The organism is Methylobacterium sp. J-070 (assembly GCF_022829385.1).
GTDB lineage: Bacteria > Pseudomonadota > Alphaproteobacteria > Rhizobiales > Beijerinckiaceae > Methylobacterium.
The window spans coordinates 107066-124820 of record NZ_JAKSXX010000201.1 but is presented as its reverse complement, the minus strand read 5'-3'; the positions used below and the strand labels follow the sequence as shown (position 1 = coordinate 124820).

Genomic DNA, 17755 nt, shown 5'->3' with positions numbered 1-17755 from the left:
CTGTCGCCCCCGATCGGCGCTAGGATTGCTGCGTCGTCGGACAGCCACGGACGCAGTGTCCCAGATTCGGACGGACAGGGCCGTCGGACGGCACAGGAGAGGCGGATGAACGGCTTCGATGTCACGTTCCGGGACGATCGACACTGGGTCGATTTCGGAAAATCCTACGTCAACTCGGATGCCTTCAGGACGCTGTTCCGCGAAGGGATGACCCTCGTCGAGGAGACCGCCGCCTATCTCGACGGCGAGGGCCGCGACGAGTCGCGCCTCATCTCCCGCGACGCCACGCTGAGCTACGCGGCCGAGAGCATGCGGCTCACCACGCTGCTGATGCAGATCGCCTCCTGGCTGCTCGTGCAGCGCGCCGTGGCCGAGGGCGAGATGACCCCGGCGGAGGCGCTGCTGGAGAAGCACCGGGTCAAGCTCGGCACGTCCGAGCCGTCGAAGCCTCAGGATTTCAACCAGTTGCCGGTGCGTCTCCAGCAACTGATCGTGCGGGCGCGGCGTCTGCACACCCGCATCCTGCACCTCGACGCGCTGATCACCGAGGATCGGCCGACGCCGGCGGCCGTCGAGAGCCCGGTGGCGCGGCAGCAGGGCCTGCTGCGGATGGCGTTCCGGATGGGCGAGGGCTGAGCGGCGGCGTTCGCCCGACACGAAAACGGGCGGCCCCGCGGGGGGCCGCCCGTGTCGACCGGGCCGCGCACGCAGCCCGGCACCCGATGATCGGCCGATCAGCGCTTGCCGAGGTTTCCGAACCGCGAGTTGAAGCGCGAGACGCGACCGCCGCGATCGAGCATCTTCTGCTCGCCGCCGGTCCAGGCCGGGTGGGTGAGCGGGTCGATATCGAGGTTGAGGGTGTCGCCTTCCTTGCCGTAGGTCGACCGGGTCCGGTACTCGGTCCCGTCGGTCATCACGACCCGGATGAAGTGGTAATCGGGGTGCTCGGTCCCCTTGGCCTTCGCGGCCGCGTCCTTCGCCATGACCTGTCGTCCCTGATCTGGCACGCCGGCGGGAAGCGCAGGAGGCGCCGCCCGGCCCGGAATGCGGAAGATATCACCGGTTGCACCGAACCGTGGGTTCGTGGCAACGGCACGTCCAAGCCGACCGTGGTGGCGGCCCGCGGCCATTGAACACACGCAATCGGATGAGCGGCGGCGTATACCGCAGGCGCTCTCCGGTCACAAGCGCCGCGGACCGGAAGTTCGACTGACACGTGAGGCGTGATGGCCCGTAAGAACAAGGCCGCCGAGGGTCGGCCCAAAGCCCCCCTGACTGCCCTCCGGCCGCTGCTGCCGTTCGCGCTGCGCTACCGCGGGCGCATCGCCGCCGGCCTCGTCGCCCTCGTCTGCGCCTCGGCCTCGACCCTGGTGGTGCCGATCGCCATGCGCCGGGTCATCGACCACGGCTTCACCGCCGACGGCTCGGGGGTGATCGACGCCTACTTCCTGGCGCTGCTCGGCGTCGTGGCGGCCTTCGCCCTGTCGAGCGCCGCACGGGTCCACACGGTGGTGACGCTGGGCGAGCGCGTGGTGGCGGACCTGCGCAGCGCCGTCTTCGCCCGGCTGACGATCCTCGACCCCGCCTTCTTCGACCGGGCGCAATCGGGCGAGATCGTCTCCCGGCTCACCGCCGACGCGACGCAGATCAAGTCGGCCTTCGGCGTCTCGGTCTCGATCCTGCTGCGCAACCTGTTCCTGTTCGTGGGCGCCACCGCCATGATGGTGATCACGAGCCCGCGCCTGTCCGTGATGGTGCTGGCGGCCATTCCCGTCATCGTCTTCCCGCTGATCCTGTCGGGACGCGGCGTGCGCCGGCGTTCCCGGGCGGCGCAGGATCGGCTGGCCGACGCCTCCGCGTACGCCGCCGAGGCCGTCGGGGCCGTGCGGATCATGCAGGCATTCGGGCGCACGTCCATGACCGCGGCCCGATTTGCCGCCGCCTCCGAGGACGCCTATGCGGCCGCCCGCGATTCGATCCGGGCGCGGGCGCTGCTCACCGGCGTGGCGATCTTCCTGATCTCCGCCTCCGTGGTCGGGGTGATGTGGTACGGGGCGCAGGGCGTCCTCCTGCACACCATGACCGGCGGCGAACTCTCGCAGTTCGTGCTCTACGCGGTCTTCGGCGCGGGGGCGCTGGGCCAGCTCTCGGAGGTCTACGGCGACCTCGCCATGTCGGCCGGCGCGGCCGAGCGGCTCACCGAGATCCTCGTTACCGAGCCCGCCATCCGAGCGCCGTCTCCGGCGATGCCGCTGCCGGAGCCGGCGCGCGGCGCGGTGAGCTTCGAGGCGGTGCGCTTCGTCTACCCGACCCGTCCGGGCCACGCCGCCCTCGACGGCCTGACCTTCGCGGCGGCGCCGGGCGAGCGCATCGCCGTCGTCGGCCCGTCGGGGGCCGGCAAGTCCACAATCTTCCAGCTGCTCCTGCGCTTCTACGATCCCCAGGGCGGCCGGATCCTGGTGGACGGCGTCGACATCGCCCAGGTCGACCCGGACGCCCTGCGCGCCCGCATCGCCCTGGTTCCGCAGGACCCGGTGGTGTTCTCCGGCAGCGTCACCGAGAACATCCGGTACGGGCGGCCCGAGGCCGGAGAGGCCGAGGTCCGGCGCGCGGCCGAGCTCGCCAACGCGCACGCCTTCATCGCGGCCCTGCCGCAGGGCTACGCCACGCAGGTCGGCGAGCGCGGCGTGACGCTGTCCGGGGGCCAGCGCCAGCGCATCGCCATCGCCCGGGCGATCCTCAAGGACGCGCCGATCCTGCTCCTCGACGAGGCGACCTCGGCCCTCGACGCGGAATCCGAGCGCGCCGTCCAGGCCGCCCTCGACACCCTCATGCAGGGCCGCACGACGCTGGTGATCGCCCACAGGCTCGCCACGATCCGGGCGGCGGACCGGATCCTGGTCCTCGACGACGGCCGCATCGTCGAGACCGGCACCCACGAGAGCCTGTTGGCCCAGGGGGCGCTCTACGCGCAGCTCGCGAACCTGCAATTCACCGACGCCCTCGACGAGACGGCCCGCGGCAAGGAGCCCCGGCTCCGAAGCGAGCGGCTGCCCGCCGGGGAGTAGGCCGGGACACGCGGCGCGCGGCGGTGTAGAGACGGCGCGATGGCCATGCTCGACCTCGCCCGCTTCCCGCGCCTGCCGCTCCTGACGCTGCCGACCCCGATCGAGCCGCTCGACGGGCTCGCGCGCCACCTGGGCGAGGCGCTCAACGGCGTGCGGATCTTCGTGAAGCGCGACGACGTGGCGGGGATCGGGCTGGGCGGCAACAAGCTGCGCAAGCTGGAATACCTGCTCGGCGCCGCCCGCGCCGAGGGGGCCGACACGGTCGTGACCGTGGGCGCGATCCAGTCGAACCACGCCCGGCTCACCGCCGCCGCCGCGGCCCGGGCGGGCCTGACCTGCGAGCTGTTCCTGACCCGGAGCGTGCCGCGCCAGGATCCGGACTACACCGCCAACGGCAACCGCCTGCTGGACGACCTCTTCGGAGCGCAGGTCCGCGAATTGCCGGGGGACGCGGATTCCCTGGCGGCGGCGGAGGCCCGGGCGGCCGAACTCCGGGCGCAGGGCCGCAAGGTCTACGTGTTCCCCTCGGGCGGATCGAGCCCCACCGGCTGCCTCGGCTACGCGAACGCCGCGGCCGAGATCCTGACGCAGGCGGAGGCCCTGGGCCAGGACTTCGCGGAGATCGTCACCGCCAACGGCAGCGCCGGCACCCATGCGGGCCTCGTCGCCGGGCTCGCCGCCATGGGCCTCGATCCGCGCCGGGCGAAATCCTTCGCGGTGCTCGCCGAGGAGGGGCGCGCCCGGGCGGAGGTGCTGGAGAAGGCGAACGCCACGCTCGCCCTGATGGGGTCGGACCGCCGCGTCGCGCCGGACGAGATCACCCTCGACGGGCGCCATCGCGGCTCCGGCTACGGGATCCCCACGGCTGGCATGCTGGAGGCGGTCCGCCTGATGGCGCGGACCGAGGGCAAGCTCCTCGATCCGGTCTACAGCGGCAAGGCCTTCGCGGGCCTGCTGCACGATGTCCGGGCCGGCCTCTACCCGGCGGGGGCGGCGGTGCTGTTCCTGATGACCGGCGGCACGCCCGGGATCTTCGCCTACAAGGACGCGCTGGCGGGTTGAGCGCGCCGCCTCGGCAATCCTGCGGCCTGGAGGGGCGCGTGCAGACCTTCAGGGCGGCCGGGCCGCTCGATATCCCGGCGATCATGCGCCTCGAACGCGGCGACGGCTTCGCCGGCCTGGTCGGGCGCTGGTCGGCGGAGGAACATGCGCGCGCGATGGCGTCGACCTCCGAGTATTGGCTGCTGCTCGACGCCGGCGAACCGGTCGGTTTCGCGATGCTGCAGGAGGCCGTCCTGGCGGAGGCCTGCACGCTGCTCCGACGCATCGCCGTGGCGGAACCGGGACGCGGCCTCGGCGGCGCGCTGCTGCGGGAGGTCCTGCGCCACGGCTTCGAGGCGCGGGGCTCGCACCGGATCGAGCTGATGGTCTACACCGACAACGCCCGCGCCCGGGCCGCCTACGCCAAGGCCGGATTTCGCGAGGAGGGCATCCTGCGGGACATCCGCAGGACGGCGACGGGCGGTTTCCGGTCGATGTACCTGATGTCGATCCTCCGCCCCGAATGGGACGCCCGGGCTACCGCTCCGTGAGCTTCAGCTCGATCCGGCGGTTCCGGGCGTAGGCCTCCTCGGTGGTGCCGGAGTCGAGGGGCTGGAACTCGCCGAAGGCGCCCGCCAGCAGATGCTGCGGCGGGATGCCCTTCCCGGCCATGTACTGCACCACCGCGATGGCGCGGGCGGCAGAGAGCGCCCAGTTCGAGGGAAATTGCGGCGTGCTGATCGGCCGCGCGTCGGTGTGGCCGTCGACCCGCAGGACCCAGGGCAGGTCCGCCGGGATCTCTTTGGCGAGATCCGAGATGGCCGCGGCGATCCGGTCGAGTTCGGGACCGGCCTCGGGCTTCAGAGACGCGGAGCCCGCCGGGAACAGGACTTCGGCCTGGAGGACGAACCGGTCCCCGACCACGCGGATATCCGAACGGTTGCCGAGGATCTGGCGGAGGCGGCCGAAGAAGTCGGACCGGTAGCGGGCGAGTTCCTGAACCTTCTGCGCCAGCGCGACGTTCAGGCGGCTTCCGAGCTCGGCGATGCGCGCCTGGGATTCCCGGTCGCGGCTCTCGGAGGCGGCCAGCGCATCCTCCAGGGCGGCGAGCTGGCGGCGCATGGCGCCGATCTGCTCGTTCAGGAGGTCGATCTGGGACAACGCCCGCTTGGTGGCGCCGCGCTCCGCCTCGAGCTGCTTGTCGAGCGGCGCCACCGCGCCCTGGCTGACGGTGGCGGCCTCGGCCTGGGACTTGGCTTGATCGCGCTCGCTCTCGACGCCGGCCAGCGTCGTGCGGAGGTTGCGCGCCTCCTCCTCCTGGTTGCGGCGGTTCGACCGCTCCAGCGCCAGCAGGTCGGTGAGGTCGGCGATCTGGCGGTTGAGCCTGGCCAGGGTCTCGTCGCGCCCGGTCAGTTCCTGGGACAGGAAGAACTGGCCCACCACGAACACCGTGAGCAGGAACACCACCGACAGCAGCAGCGTCGCCAGGGCGTCGACGTAGCCGGGCCAGACGTTGAGGGTGCGCCGGGAGCGCGCCGCCCGGGATGCCACTAGACCCGCTCCCGCCCGAGCCTGTCGAGCACCTGCTTCAGCTCGCGCTCGCGGTTGGCCTGCGCCTCGACCCAGTCGCGAATCATCTGCTGCTCGGCCCGCATGTGCTGGACGAGGCCCTGGATGCCCTCGGCCAGATTGGTCATGGCGAGGGTGGCGGCGCGGCTGCTCCCCCCCTCGGCCACCATCGCGGTCAGGCGATCCACGGCCTCCTTCAGGTCCTGTGCGCCTGCACCCGTCGCCACCGCGGGGCCCGAAGCCTCGGCGGCGGCCGCCCCCGACATCAGCCAGTCCTGAAGTTCGTTGTGGAACCGGGCATGGGCCTGCCCCGCCTGCAGTTCCAGAAAGCCCGTGATCAGCGAGGAGGCGAGGCCGAACAGCGAGGCCGAGAAGGCGAGGCCGATTCCCGACAGGGGCACGGCCAGACCGGATTTCAGCTCGTCGAACATCACGCCGGCATCGCCGCCGCCGCGCATCCCCTTGATCACGCCGCCCACCGCCGAGAGCGTGTCGATCAGGCCCCAGAACGTGCCGAGCAGGCCGAGGAGGATCAGGATGCCGGCGATGTAGCGCAGGATCTCGCGCCCTTCGTCGAGCCGCGCCGCGATGGTGTCGAGGTAGCCCTCGGTGCCCGGCAGGGTCGACCCGGCCGCGCGGGCGGCGATCATCGGCGCCAGGGGTGCCAGCAGGGCCGGCGGCCGTTTGGCCTGGGCACCGCTCGCCACGGCGTTGACGTAGGTGGTCTCGCGGAACAGCCGCACGACCTGCCCGAACGCGATCACGACCGCGATCAGCAGCACGCCGAGGATGAGACCGTTGAGCCCGGGATTGGCCAGGAACGCCGGCGTGATCTGCTTGAACAGGATGAAGGCCAGGAAGCCGACCAGGATCAAGAAGACCAGCATGCGCCCGAGATAGATCCCGGGCCGCGCCAGCGGTTCTCTCCTGCCTTCGCCGGTCTCGCGGGCAGCCATCGATCGCTCTAACCTGATCTCGAGTTGCGGTCGCCGGCGGCGCCCGTCGCGGTCACTGTGGGGTGGGCCCGGCACGCGATCAAGTCACGCGCAGGCCGCGCCGGAGCCGTCCCCGATCGCGCCGCGATCGTCAACGGCCCCCGGCCGTTAATGGGACGCGCACGGGTTGAGGCGGCGGCGCCGGCGCACGCTAATCCCAGAACTGCGGCCGGCTCTCCTCGAGGTGCGGTCCGAGGCGGATCGCGGCGACGCGGGTGGCAAGGCCGCGCGCGTCCAGCTCCACGGCGATGCCGCTCAAGGTCGCCTCTCCGCCGGCGACCTCCCAGCGGGAGCCCGGCGTCTTCTGGATCATCCGGCGGATCGGCTCGTCCTTCTGCATGCCGATGACCGAATCGTAGTCGCCGCACATGCCGGCATCCGACATGTAGGCCGTCCCGCCCGGAAGGATCCGGTGGTCGGCGGTCGGAGTATGGGTGTGGGTGCCGACGACGAGGCTGGCGCGGCCGTCGAGGTAGTGGCCGAAGGCCTGCTTCTCGCTGGTCGCCTCCGCGTGGACGTCGACCACAACGGCGTCGGCCGCCGCACCGAGCGGGCAGACGGAGATCTCGCGCTCCACGGCGGTGAACGGATCGTCCATCGGGTCGAGGAAGACGCGGCCCATCACGTTGACCACCAGCACGCGGGCGCCCCCTTGCGTCTCGACCACCGTCGCGCCGCGGCCCGGCGTGCCGGGGGGATAATTCGCCGGCCGCACCAGCCGCGGCTGGCGGGCGATAAACACCAGCGCCTCCCGCTGGTCGAAGCTGTGATTGCCGAGCGTCACCGCGTCGGCGCCCGCCTGGAGCAACTCGTCGCAGATCGCCTCGGAGATGCCGAAGCCGCCGGCGGCGTTCTCGCCGTTGACCACTACGCAGTCGAGGCGCCAGCGCTCGCGCAGGCGGGGCAGGGTCTCGCAGACCACGGTGCGGCCCGAACGCCCCACGACATCGCCGAGGAAGAGCAGCCGCATGGGTCAGGCGGTCCCGGCGCAGCGGATCACGCCGGCCTCGGTGATGACGAATCGGAGGGGCCGGTCATGCGGCTCGGCCGGAACCCGATCCACCTCCTGGGCGGCGAAGCCGACGCCGACGGTGAGGACCGGGCCGGTGCGGGACAGGCGCGCGATCGCGCCGTCGTAGTAGCCGCGGCCGTAGCCGATGCGCTGGCCGGTCCGGTCGAAGGCGGCCAGGGGCACGATCAGGGCGTCCGGTTCGACCGGCGGCAGCGACGGGTCCGGCTCGCTGAGGCCGAAGCGGCCGGCGACGAGCGCGTCGCCCGGGCGCCAGGCCCGGAAGACGAGGCCGTCCGGCGTGACCTGCGGCAGCGCCACGGCCTGTCCGCGGGCGCGCAGACCCTCGGCGGCGGGGCGCGGATCGACCTCGCTGCGGATCGGCCAGAAGGCGCCGACCAGACGGGCATCTGCGAGTTCGGGCAGGGCGAGGAGCGCCCGCGCGATGGCGGCGGACGCGGCCTGGCGCGCGGCCGGATCCAGGGCGTCGCGGGCGGCGAGGGCGGCCCGGCGGAGATCCCCCTTGCGCGTCAGGTCCGTCGAGCCGGCGTCGGAAATAGGCGAGTGCGGAGCCACGTGAGCCGTTGGAGGATCGATCCCGGGAAACCTACAGCGTAGGTGGGCGCCGTGTTGGCCAGGTCCAGGGACGAGGCCAGGGACAGCTCCCGAGGGAGTCGATAAGGCCCCGGGGATAGTGCTCCTGACGAACTCTGCAGCCCCGCCACCGACATGTAGCGGTACGGGCCCGCTCCCGCCAGGGCCGCGCGGTCGAAAATGTCGCCGCCTCACGGCCGCGCGCGCGACACGGCGCGCCCGGCTCGGAAGCCGGCGGCCGCCGGAACGCGCTACCGGGAGGCGCCGCAGGCCAGGCCGGGCTCGCTCCGGCTCATCCGCGGGCGGCCGAAGAGCGCAAAGCGCGGTGCGCGCCCGGACCCGTCGATGCATTCGATCCCGCCGCCGGCGTTCACGGTATGCAGGCGGCTCCCGGGCCAGGCCGGGCCGGCCCCGATCCGGGCGATCACGGTCTGGGCGAAACCGTCCAGGTCGAGGCGGTCGATCCGTGCCAGCGCCAGGGCGCGGCCGTATCCCGTTGCGCAGTCCTGGACCGGCCGGATCAGATGTCCCCCGCGCACGACGATCCGTCCGGCGGGGCGCGCCACCGCGGGATCGATCAGGACGGGATTGGCCGGATGCGGCGTGTAGGGGCCGCGGAAATCCGGAGCGGACCAGAGATGGAGCGCATCATGGAAGGAGCCCGATCCGGCGGGCGCGTCGGGCGCGGCATCCCGCACGGTTGCGAAGATCCACCAGCGTCCCGCGTGCGCGACGAGGGTCGCGTCGCTCGCCACCACGTTGGACAGGAGCGTCGCCTCCTTGATCCAGCCGCCGGGGAAGCGCGTGGCGCGATAGAGATCGACCGTCCCGGCTGCCGAACTCTCCGGCACCATCCAGACGCTGCCCTCGCGCTCGAACACGAACGGGTAGGAGAGGTGATGGGCCTCCTCGAGGACCGGAACCGGCGTCCCCTCGGGCCCGTTCGGGCCGAACCGGACCGCCGAGATGATCGCCTTGCCGGTCGCGTGGGGAAAATCCTCGACGAAGACGTGCGTCGTGCCGCCGAAGGCAATCGGAAAGGGATCGGCGTAGAACCGGCTGCCGTCATCCGGCAGCACGGTCCAGCCCGAATCGGGGTGGCGCCCCAGGTCGATCAGGTCGGGTCCGGTCAGCCAGCGCCAGCCGCAGCGCCAATGCGGGGCGTTGTAGCAGAGCCGGTACAGCCGGTGGACGAGGGCGGCGGCGAGCATCCGCCCGGCCCGCGCGCCCAGAGCCGGCACCGTGAGGTCGACGCCGCGGATCGTGGGCGCGGCCGCGTCGGAGGGGTGCCCGGCAATCCGGCGACGCAGGGCCGTGGCGATCAGCGTCACCGTGCGGGCGAGCGCGTCGTCGAAGCTGGCGAGCACGATCCCGGGGCGATCGGCGCCGAGCCGGCCCTCGACGAGGAGGATCCCATCCGCGATCAGCGCGAGGTGCGGTACCGCGTTGGCGAGCAGGCTCGCGAGCAGAGCCTGCTCGCCGAGATGGCCGTCGAAGGCCACCCGCCACGTCGCGGAACCGGCCGGCACATCGCCGCAGAGGTCGAGCACCAGATCGGGCGCCGCGGCGGCCCGGCGCCACGGGTCGAGTTCGGCGGCCGACAGCGGAGCCGAGCCGAGCTGCTGCAGGCCGTGGACCAGCGCCTCCAGCCGGAACAGCAGGTCGGCCGTCGCCGGCCAGGACACGGATGCGGGCGTATCGTCGATGTCGACGGAACTGATCCCGGGCGTATCGGAGAGGCGCCGCAGCAGCGCCGCGTGCCAACGCCGCCTCCGTGCGCCGTCGAGGCGAACTCTCACATGCATCGGCGCGCGGGCTCCCGCTCAGCGCAGGGGATCGGTCGATGAACGAACCGGGCACCCACCTACTCCCCAAACCGTAACAGGAATGATAATCTTCGAGACATCGGTCAGGATTGCCGAGATTGTTCACCATCACTTCAGTAAAGGGCGACCTTTTATGGAGCGTTGGCAGTCTTGACGCCTTGCCAGCTGCCTGCGCGACTCTTGCAGTGAGGACGAGTGCCCGCCCGGGGCTGAACCAGATCGAGACGCCGGTGACCGATCGTGACACAGATCGACCATAACATTGCTGTCGCGACCTGGCTGGCACCCGTGCAGGCGGTGCCGCCCGAGCGGCCGGGCCCGGGCCGGCCGGACACCACGGCCGAGTTCGGCGACCTCTGGCGCATCCTGTGGCGGCGCAAGGCGCTCGTGCTCGGGACGGCCCTGCTCCTCGGCCTCGCCGTCCTGGCCTATGCGCTGCTCACGCCGGCCCTCTACACGGCGACGGCCCAGATCCTGATCGATCCACGGGACCGGCAGGTCGTCTCCAACGACGTCAACCCGGGCGCGCTCTCGCCGGACGGCGGCATCGCCCAGGTCGAGAGCCAGGTGAAGGTGATCGAGTCGGACGCGGTCCTGGGACGCGCCGTGTCCCAGACGGGGCTCGAGACCGTGCCGGGCTTCGGAATCCCCGAGGACAGCCCCCTGGCGCAGGCGCTGGCGTCCCTGCGGGAGCGGATCACCGGCCCGAAGCCGCAGCGGACCGTCGACCCGCGCGGCCGGGCGCTCGACCAGCTGCGCCGCAAGCTCGCGGTGAAGCGGGCCGACAAGGTCTTCGTGATCGACGTGGTGGTCACCACGAAGGACGCCGATCTCTCGGCCGGCATCGTCAACGCCATCGCGAACGCCTACTTGGCCGACCAGACCGAGGCCCGCTCCGACGCCGCCAAGCGCGCCGCCGGGGACCTGCGGGGACGCCTCGACGAATTGCGCACGGCGGTCAGCCGCGCCGACAAGAAGCTGGAGGACTACAAGGCGCAGAACGGCCTGATCACGTCCAGCGGCCGCCTCGTGAACGAGCAGCAGCTCACGGACCTGAACACAAGGCTGGTGGCGGCCCGGGCGCGGACCGCCGAGGCCAAGGCCCGGCTGCAGGGCGTCCGCGACGCGCGGGGTCAGGCGATCGGATCCGGCGCGATGCCGGAGGCGGTCCAGTCCGCGGCGATCGACCGCCTGCGCGGCCAGTATGCCGAGCTGGCCGCCAAGGAGGCGGACCTGCGCACCAATCTCGGCGAGCGCCACCCGTTCATCGCCGCCGCCCGCACGCAGATGCAGGACGTGCGCCGGCTGATCGACGCCGAGTTGAACCGCATCGCCGGCGCCGCCGAGACCGAGTCCCAGCGGGCCCAGGCCAACGAGCGGACGCTCTCGGCCGAGCTGGAGCGGCTCCAGCGGCAATCCGCGGCGACCGCCAAGTCGTCCGTGCAGCTCCGGGAGCTGGAACGCGAGGTCGAGGCGTCGCGCTCGGTCTACAACAGCTTCCTGGTGCGCGCCCGCGAGATCAAGGAGCAGAGCAGCATCGACAGCTCGAACGCCCGGATCATCACGGCGGCCCGGCCCCCGGAGGATCCGAGCTGGCCGCCCCGGCTCATCCTGGTCGCGGCCGCGCTGGCGGGCGGCCTCGGCCTCGGCGCCGGCCTCGCGCTGATGCGGGAATACATGGCCCCGACGGTGCTGTCGCAGCGCCAGCTGGAGCAGCTCTCGAACGCGCCGGTCGTCGGGGTGCTGCCGGGGCTGCGGCCGCGGGGTGCCAATGCCGCGGCGGCGAGCTTCACCCTCGATCACCTCGCGGCGACGACGAGCGACGGCGGCGCGTCCCTGGCGCTGCTGGTGACGTCGGGGGAAGCGGACGAGGCCGCGCGCCGCGCCGTCATCCGCCTGCTGGCCGCCGTGGCGGTCGGGCGCGGCGACCGGGTGCTCCTGGTCGAGGCCGACCTGCGCTCCGACGGCGCCGCCACGGGCGGACTCCTCGACGTCCTGCGCGGCGAGCAGAGCCTGAACGCCGTGATCCAGACCGACCCCAAGAGCGGCGCCCGTTGGATCGGACTGGGCGACACCGAAAAGCCGCTCCGCGACGCCCTGACGCCCGCCAACGTCGCCCGCTTCATCGCCGGCGTGAAGGGCCGCTTCGAGCTGATCATCGTGGACGGCGGCGTGCTCACCGAGAACCTGCGGCTCGGCCCCCTGGCGGCCGCCGCGGACAGGCTGCTGCTGGTCGCCTGCAACGGGGCGACGCGCCAGCGTGACCTCATCGAGCTGGTCGACACCTCGGAAGCGCTCGGGCGGCCGATCTCGGGCTCCCTGCTGCTGAAGCGGCGCAGGGCGTGAGAGCGGTCCGGCAGCCGGCGCGGGGGCGCCCCTACGGCACGCTGCCGCGGACCGGCACGGCGCCGCGCGGGATCGCGCGGGCGGAGTCCCTCGCCCTTGCGCTCTGGACGCTGATCCTCGTCGGGGTCTCGGGGGGCCTGCTCTGGGCGCTGGGGATCAACTACGACGGCATCAGCGGTTCGGCGGCCGCCAAGATCCATCCGGCGACCTACCTGGCTGTCGCCCTGACCGGCTGGACCCTGCTCCGCGCCGGCAATCCGGCGATCCCGGTGGCGCAGGCTCTCACGCGCCGCCCCGCCTCCGTGCTGCTGGCCGTCAGCGGGGTGCTGCTGCTGATCCTGATCGGCGCCCGCGGCGGGACCGGCCTCGCCGGCTCGATCGACACGTTCGTGCTGGCCGGCCTCGTGCCGATCCTGCTCATGGACCGCGACGCCGCGACGCTGGGGCGACTGGAGTCGGTATTCCACGCTGTGATGCTCGCCAACGCCCTGCTCGGGCTGATCGAGCTGGCCAGCGGCCAGCGCTTCTTCCCGTTCCGGTTCGACGGCATGGCGTTCGAGACCGACACCCGGTCGGCGGCGCTTCAGGGCCATCCGCTCGTCAACGCGACCATGACCGCCTGCTACATCCTGGCGCTGGCCCAGGGCGGCGGCCGGCTGGGTCCCGCCGCCCGCGCCGCAATGATCGGCCTGCAACTCGTCGCCCTGGTGGCGTTCGGCGGCCGCTCGGCCACGGTGACGACATGGGTCTTCGGCACCGCCGTCGGTCTCTACGCGCTCAACCGCACGCTGCGCGGCGGTCGCATCCCGCTCGCGGCGGCGGCGTGCGCGTGCTTCGCCCTGACGTTGCTGCCGGTGGCCGTGGCGATCCTGGCCGCGGTCGGATTCTTCGACACGCTGCTCGACCGGTTCGTGTCCGACGGCGGCAGCGCTCAGGCGCGGGTCGACATGCTGGCGATCTTCGGCGCGATCCCGTTCCGCGAACTTCTGCTCGGTCCGGACATCCTTCAGGTGAGCACCCTGCGCCGGATCTACGGCCTCGAATGGGGGATCGAGAATTCGATCATCTCGGACGTGTTCTACCACGGGATCCTGGTGACGGCGGCCCTCGTGCTGGCGGTGGGCTTCTACCTCGCCGAGGTTGCGCGCTCCTGCCGCAGCGGCGTCTGGCTGCCGATCCTGACCTTCGTGATCCTCGTCAATACCTTCGAGGGGCTGGCGGGCAAGACCACGATGCTGGCCAAGTTCGCCCTGATGCTCATCGTGCTGTTCCCGCGGCGCGGCGCGGCCGGCATGCGCCCCTGAGAGCGGTTCAGGGCGCGCTCCGCAGCCCGAGGGCGGCCACCAGCGCGGGTTCGGCGACATGGGCCTCGTCCATCAGGCCGAGGCCGTCGAACAGGTTCCAGAACGACCATGCGAAGCCCGCCCGCTCCGCCGCCACCCGCACGTCCCGGACGTAGGCGGCGCGGTCGGCCGCGCGCGATGCCGTATAGCGGGCGTCGGTGCGCAGGGCCCCGAACTCGCCCATGAGCACGTGCCGGGGCGGGATCCCGTAGAGATCGGCCCAGGTCGAGACCGGAGCCATCGCGTCGGCGAGGTAAGCGGGCCCCGGCCGCCCGTCGAAATAATCGCGCAGCTTGGCTTCGATCACAGCGCGGTCGCGGTCCTTCTCAGCCTGCGGGACCGTCCGGTCGGCCGCCATCCGGGCCTGGACGGCGGCGAGCGTCTCCCGCAGGCTGCCGTGCGAACCCGGCCAGGGCACCGCATTGAGCCAGCGATAGAAGGGTTCCTCGGTGAGCCACGGGGCGCCCTGGTGGGAGAACAGGTACGGCTCGTAGAAGTGGAAGGTGTAGAGAACCGGCGCGTAACGCGCGACCGAGGCCGGATCTAGGGCCGTCAGACCCGCGACGAGGCTGCCGCAGCTCCCGGTCGCCACCAGGGTGAGCGCGGGGGCGGCACTCCGGGCTGCGGCGAGGAGATCGGCCCGGACCCGGTTCCACGCGCCGGCGCCGCAGGCCTGCGGCGGCTCGTTGACCGGCTCGAGCGCCACCCGGTCGCTGCCCTTGCGGGCGCACAGGCGGGCGAGCTCGGCCACGAGATCCCGATAGGCGGGGAAGAGCGGCGCCCGATCGGAGCCGTAGAACGCGTCCGGCGTGTAGTGGTGGGTCGCCGCGTTCGCCTGGACGTTGACCACGACGCGCATCCCGGCGTCCACCACCGCGTCGATGGCGGCCGACAGGCTGCCCAGCAGTTCGGCCCGCCGGCGGCCCGTGAAGGCCACGAAGGGGCCGGGATCGAGCGGCAGCCGCGCGAAGTCGAAGCCGAGAGCGCCGAGGCGGCGCAGGTCGGCCGGGGTCGGCAACGGCCGATCGGCCTGGAACGGCGGCCAGGCGTAATCGGTGCGCGGCGCCGGGAATTCGGTCGTGAGCGAGAACCAGGGCCAGAGGGCGATGCCCCGGCGCAGCGACAGCGGCTCGGGGGCGGCGCGAACCGGGAGCGACCCGGCGCCCGCGGCGGCCAGGCCGCCCAGCAGCAGCGCCCGGCGGCTGGCCGACATCACCCCGTCCAGGCCGTCGCGCCGGCGGGCGTCATGTCGGGCGGGGCGGACCTGTCCGCGTGCGCCGGCGCCGCGGGATAGCCGCCGACGTGCCGGACCTCCTCCTCGTACGCGGCCAAGACGTCGTCCCAACGGAAGCGTTCGGCGCGCTGCCGGGCCGCGAGGCGGGCGGCGGCGACCGCCTGCGTGTCGGCGAGCACCCGGTCGATGGCGGCCGCGCAGGTCTCATCGTCCGAGAAGTAGAATTGCCCGTCACCGGCCGTGCCGCGATTGAAGGGGTTGTCGTGGGCGATCACGGCGGTGCCGGCCCACAGGGCCTCGACCAGCGACGGGTTCGTGCCGCCCACCGTGTGGCCGTGGAGGTATGCCCGCGCGTGCGCCCGCAGGGCCTGCACGCAGTCGGCCTCGTAGATCGCGCCGGGGAACAGCACCTCGTCGGAAGCGGCCGCCTCGATGGCCCGGTGATAGGGGTTGTCGACGTTCATCGTGCCGAGCACGACGAGCCGTAGGCCCCGGGGCCGGCGCGAGAACGCCGCCACGAGCGTCAGAATGCTGTTGTCGGGCTCGATGCGGGCGATCGACACCAGGTAGCGGTCGGCCTCCAGACCCAGCGGCGGCGGCCCGATCCGCCCGGACGGAGGGTCTCCACCGTAGGGTATGGTGGCGATCGCGCGGCGCGCGCGGCGCCGGGCGAGGTGATCGGCGATGGCCGGATGGTCGGCCACCAGCCGGTGCGAGGACCACGCGGCGATCCACTCGCTCGCGTAGAAGAACGCGCGGATGGGCAGCGACCACTTCGGACGCAGCCACTCGATGCCGTCCATGTTGGTCAGGATGCGGGCGCCGCGGGCCCGCAGATAGGGGAGGAACACCGCGCCGTTGTAGCCGAGCACGAGGCAGACCCCGCGGCGCGCCGCCGCATCGTGGGCGCAGAACGCGTCGAACGCGAGCGTCGCGACCGGACCGCGCAGGGCGACTTCCACGGTGATCAGTTCGATGCCGTTCCAGTCCCGGGACGCGACGCGCGTTTCAACCCGCTCGACCTCGTGCTGGCAATAGACGCTGACCCGCCAGCCGCGGCGGACCAGGTAGAGCGCCAGCCGCTCCGCGAAAGTCTCGAAGCCTCCATGGGCAGCGGGGATGCCCCGCGTCCCGAGAATAAGCAGGGAGGGTACACGGTCCGGCATCGTCCATCCTTCCCAATGTCCTGTTCATATTGTAAAGCGGAGCGAATAACCAATCAATGAATTCCGGTGCGCAATTTCAGGTTGCGAGAAGTTCACAGATTCAAGCCTCATGGTAGATAATTCGATACTGAGCTCGACTTACGTAGTGCCCGGGGCACCCCGTGCGAGACCCGCGGCGGCCGGTCCGTCCGATCGGGGCGCATCCGGACCGCGCATCACCTGCGTGCATCAGGGCTTCGAACTCTACGGTTCCGACCGATGCTTCGTCGAAACGGTCCGCACCATCCGGACAATCCATCCGACGGCGCAGATCGATATCGTCCTGCCCCGGGAGGGCCCGATCGTGGCGGCGCTGTCCCCCTTCGCGAGCCGCGTGGTGATCGAGCCGCTCTGGATCCTGCGGCGGAAGAACCTGGCACGCCTCGCGACCCGGGATCTCCTGCGGTTGCCCGCCGCATTGCTGCGCGCGTTCCGGCGCATCCGCGCGAGCGATCTCGTCTACATCAACACCACCGTGGTGGCCGACTATCTCCTGGCCGCGCGGCTTCGGCCGGGGCGCAGCCTCGTTCACGTCCACGAGCTTCCCGAAGGCGCCGTGCTGAAGCTCCTGCGCGCGCTGATCCGCTGGAGCGGCGCCGGCGTGGTGTTCAACTCCCGCGCCACCGAGCGGGTCTTCGCGCTGCCGGCGCACGTGCCGGCCCGGGTGGTCTACAACGGCATCGCCGGGCCGGCGGAGGCGAACCGGGCGGACTACGACGGCAGCCGCCCGCTCCGGATGCTGATGCTCGGGCGGATCAGCGGGATCAAGGGCCAGGACGTGCTGGTCGAAGCGCTGGCCTCGCTGCCGGAGGCGATGCGGCGGCGGATCGAACTCCGCATCGTCGGCGGCGCCTTCGAGGACGAGGCGCGGGAGCGTGCGCTGGCGGCGCGGATCGCCGGGGCGGGCCTGTCGGAGCACGTCAGCCTGGAGCCGTTCGTCCCCGATCCCGCGGCGCTCTACCGGTGGGCCGACGTGGTGACGATGCCCTCGCAGAAGCCCGAATCGCTCGGCCGGGTGGCGATCGAGGCCATGGCGTACGGCGTGCCGCCCCTGGTGACGGCCATCGGCGGGCTGCCGGAGGTCGTCGAGGACGGGAGGACCGGATGGATCGTGCCGCCCGGCGGTCCGAAGCCCCTCGCGGATGCCCTCGCGCGCATGATCGCCGACCCGGCCGCGTGGCGGGACTTCGGACGGGCGGCGCGGGAGCGCTACGAGCGCGTCTTCTCGGAGGCGTCCGCGGCGGACGGCATCGAAACCATGGTGCGGGCGACGCTGCGCCGCTCCCGGCCGGCGCCGGCCGCACGCCCCGCGGCGTGAGGATCCGTCGCCCGGAGGCGAATTCAGCGCGGAATCAGTTTTGCGTCTCAAGCCTGTAGTCTCAGGCACGGGTTTCTGGTCGAAAATACTTTCCGGTGGATATTTTTGATATCAAAAAGATCCGGAAAGCACGAATGGGAGAATTCGCCGGTCGTCGTGACCGGTCCCGGGTCGGCGGCGCCTGCGCCGCGCGCCTGGGGATCGGGA

The 17755-nt window shown here is 72.1% G+C and carries 15 protein-coding genes and 1 other RNA gene; 7 read left to right on the top strand and 9 right to left on the bottom strand.

Features of this window, described 5'->3' with window-relative positions; translation table 11 throughout:
- Nucleotides 1–105 precede the first annotated feature (105 nt).
- Complete coding sequence (locus tag MKL01_RS21645) at nt 106–636, top strand: DUF1465 family protein (protein WP_243907241.1); 531 nt, start codon at nt 106–108, stop codon at nt 634–636.
- Between the two features lie 98 nt (nt 637–734).
- On the opposite strand, the gene rpmE is transcribed toward MKL01_RS21645, so the two are convergent.
- Entirely contained in the window at nt 735–983 is a 249-nt protein-coding gene (gene rpmE, locus MKL01_RS21640) for a 50S ribosomal protein L31 (protein WP_243907240.1), read from the bottom strand.
- Nucleotides 984–1226: 243 nt separating this feature from the next.
- Here rpmE and MKL01_RS21635 point away from each other — a divergent pair, with 243 nt between their 5' ends.
- Genes MKL01_RS21635 through MKL01_RS21625 form a run of 3 tightly spaced genes read left to right on the top strand, consistent with a single transcriptional unit; the run spans nt 1227 to nt 4660 of the window.
- The gene (locus MKL01_RS21635) at nt 1227–3068 is read left to right on the top strand and encodes an ABC transporter transmembrane domain-containing protein (protein ID WP_243907239.1); all 1842 of its coding nucleotides are present in this window, start codon (nt 1227–1229) and stop codon (nt 3066–3068) included.
- Nucleotides 3069–3107: 39 nt separating this feature from the next.
- Nucleotides 3108–4130, top strand: coding sequence for a D-cysteine desulfhydrase family protein (locus MKL01_RS21630; RefSeq protein WP_243907238.1), 1023 nt, complete (start codon nt 3108–3110; stop codon nt 4128–4130).
- 38 nt (nt 4131–4168) lie between these two features.
- Nucleotides 4169–4660, top strand: coding sequence for a GNAT family N-acetyltransferase (locus MKL01_RS21625; RefSeq protein ID WP_243907237.1), 492 nt, complete (start codon nt 4169–4171; stop codon nt 4658–4660).
- Here the strand turns inward: MKL01_RS21625 and MKL01_RS21620 are convergent.
- From MKL01_RS21620 to MKL01_RS21595, 6 genes are all read right to left on the bottom strand, one after another.
- Nucleotides 4647–5660 carry a peptidoglycan -binding protein gene (locus tag MKL01_RS21620; RefSeq protein WP_243907236.1) on the bottom strand — a complete coding sequence of 338 codons (1014 nt, stop codon included), beginning with the start codon at nt 5658–5660 and terminating at the stop codon, nt 4647–4649. The two genes, MKL01_RS21625 and MKL01_RS21620, sit on opposite strands and share 14 nt — an antisense overlap.
- A complete protein-coding gene (locus MKL01_RS21615) occupies nt 5660–6634 on the bottom strand; it encodes a MotA/TolQ/ExbB proton channel family protein (protein WP_243907235.1) in 975 nt (324 codons plus the stop codon). Before MKL01_RS21615 ends, MKL01_RS21620 begins: the two co-directional genes overlap by 1 nt.
- Before the next feature lie 190 nt (nt 6635–6824).
- A complete protein-coding gene (locus MKL01_RS21610; RefSeq protein ID WP_243907234.1) occupies nt 6825–7643 on the bottom strand; it encodes a TIGR00282 family metallophosphoesterase in 819 nt (272 codons plus the stop codon).
- Between the two features lie 3 nt (nt 7644–7646).
- Nucleotides 7647–8258 (bottom strand): 5-formyltetrahydrofolate cyclo-ligase, encoded by a 612-nt coding sequence (locus tag MKL01_RS21605; protein WP_243907233.1) that lies wholly within the window; start codon nt 8256–8258, stop codon nt 7647–7649.
- A non-coding RNA gene (gene ssrS / locus MKL01_RS21600) (6S RNA) lies at nt 8248–8404 on the bottom strand. The genes MKL01_RS21605 and ssrS overlap by 11 nt, the downstream gene beginning before the upstream one ends.
- Before the next feature lie 123 nt (nt 8405–8527).
- Nucleotides 8528–10081, bottom strand: a complete 1554-nt coding sequence (locus tag MKL01_RS21595; RefSeq protein WP_243907232.1) for a formyl transferase — start codon at nt 10079–10081, stop codon at nt 8528–8530.
- A 261-nt stretch (nt 10082–10342) separates the two neighbouring features.
- On the opposite strand from MKL01_RS21595, the gene MKL01_RS21590 reads away from it, so the two are divergent.
- Nucleotides 10343–12448 carry a GumC family protein gene (locus tag MKL01_RS21590; RefSeq protein WP_243907231.1) on the top strand — a complete coding sequence of 702 codons (2106 nt, stop codon included), beginning with the start codon at nt 10343–10345 and terminating at the stop codon, nt 12446–12448.
- Entirely contained in the window at nt 12445–13752 is a 1308-nt protein-coding gene (locus MKL01_RS21585) for a VpsF family polysaccharide biosynthesis protein (protein WP_409566300.1), read from the top strand. The genes MKL01_RS21590 and MKL01_RS21585 overlap by 4 nt, the downstream gene beginning before the upstream one ends.
- A gap of 7 nt (nt 13753–13759) precedes the next feature.
- On the opposite strand, the gene MKL01_RS21580 is transcribed toward MKL01_RS21585, so the two are convergent.
- Both MKL01_RS21580 and MKL01_RS21575 read right to left on the bottom strand, forming a co-directional pair.
- Nucleotides 13760–15004 carry a glycoside hydrolase family 5 protein gene (locus MKL01_RS21580; protein ID WP_243907230.1) on the bottom strand — a complete coding sequence of 415 codons (1245 nt, stop codon included), beginning with the start codon at nt 15002–15004 and terminating at the stop codon, nt 13760–13762.
- A complete protein-coding gene (locus MKL01_RS21575) occupies nt 15004–16191 on the bottom strand; it encodes a DUF1972 domain-containing protein (RefSeq protein WP_243907229.1) in 1188 nt (395 codons plus the stop codon). Before MKL01_RS21575 ends, MKL01_RS21580 begins: the two co-directional genes overlap by 1 nt.
- Nucleotides 16192–16300: 109 nt before the next feature.
- Here MKL01_RS21575 and MKL01_RS21570 point away from each other — a divergent pair, with 109 nt between their 5' ends.
- A complete protein-coding gene (locus MKL01_RS21570; RefSeq protein ID WP_243907228.1) occupies nt 16301–17548 on the top strand; it encodes a glycosyltransferase family 4 protein in 1248 nt (415 codons plus the stop codon).
- Nucleotides 17549–17755: the final 207 nt, after the last annotated feature.

What these genes read in the sequence shown, in the direction of transcription:
- MKL01_RS21630 (WP_243907238.1), top strand. Translation starts at nt 3,108, where the DNA reads ATGGCCATGCTCGACCTCGCCCGCTTCCCGCGCCTGCCGCTCCTGACG.
- MKL01_RS21570 (WP_243907228.1), top strand. Translation starts at nt 16,301, where the DNA reads ATGGTAGATAATTCGATACTGAGCTCGACTTACGTAGTGCCCGGGGCA.
- MKL01_RS21575 (WP_243907229.1), bottom strand. Translation starts at nt 16,191, where the DNA reads ATGCCGGACCGTGTACCCTCCCTGCTTATTCTCGGGACGCGGGGCATC.
- MKL01_RS21610 (WP_243907234.1), bottom strand. Translation starts at nt 7,643, where the DNA reads ATGCGGCTGCTCTTCCTCGGCGATGTCGTGGGGCGTTCGGGCCGCACC.
- rpmE (WP_243907240.1), bottom strand. Translation starts at nt 983, where the DNA reads ATGGCGAAGGACGCGGCCGCGAAGGCCAAGGGGACCGAGCACCCCGAT.
- MKL01_RS21615 (WP_243907235.1), bottom strand. Translation starts at nt 6,634, where the DNA reads ATGGCTGCCCGCGAGACCGGCGAAGGCAGGAGAGAACCGCTGGCGCGG.
- MKL01_RS21595 (WP_243907232.1), bottom strand. Translation starts at nt 10,081, where the DNA reads ATGCATGTGAGAGTTCGCCTCGACGGCGCACGGAGGCGGCGTTGGCAC.
- MKL01_RS21635 (WP_243907239.1), top strand. Translation starts at nt 1,227, where the DNA reads ATGGCCCGTAAGAACAAGGCCGCCGAGGGTCGGCCCAAAGCCCCCCTG.
- MKL01_RS21645 (WP_243907241.1), top strand. Translation starts at nt 106, where the DNA reads ATGAACGGCTTCGATGTCACGTTCCGGGACGATCGACACTGGGTCGAT.
- MKL01_RS21580 (WP_243907230.1), bottom strand. Translation starts at nt 15,004, where the DNA reads ATGTCGGCCAGCCGCCGGGCGCTGCTGCTGGGCGGCCTGGCCGCCGCG.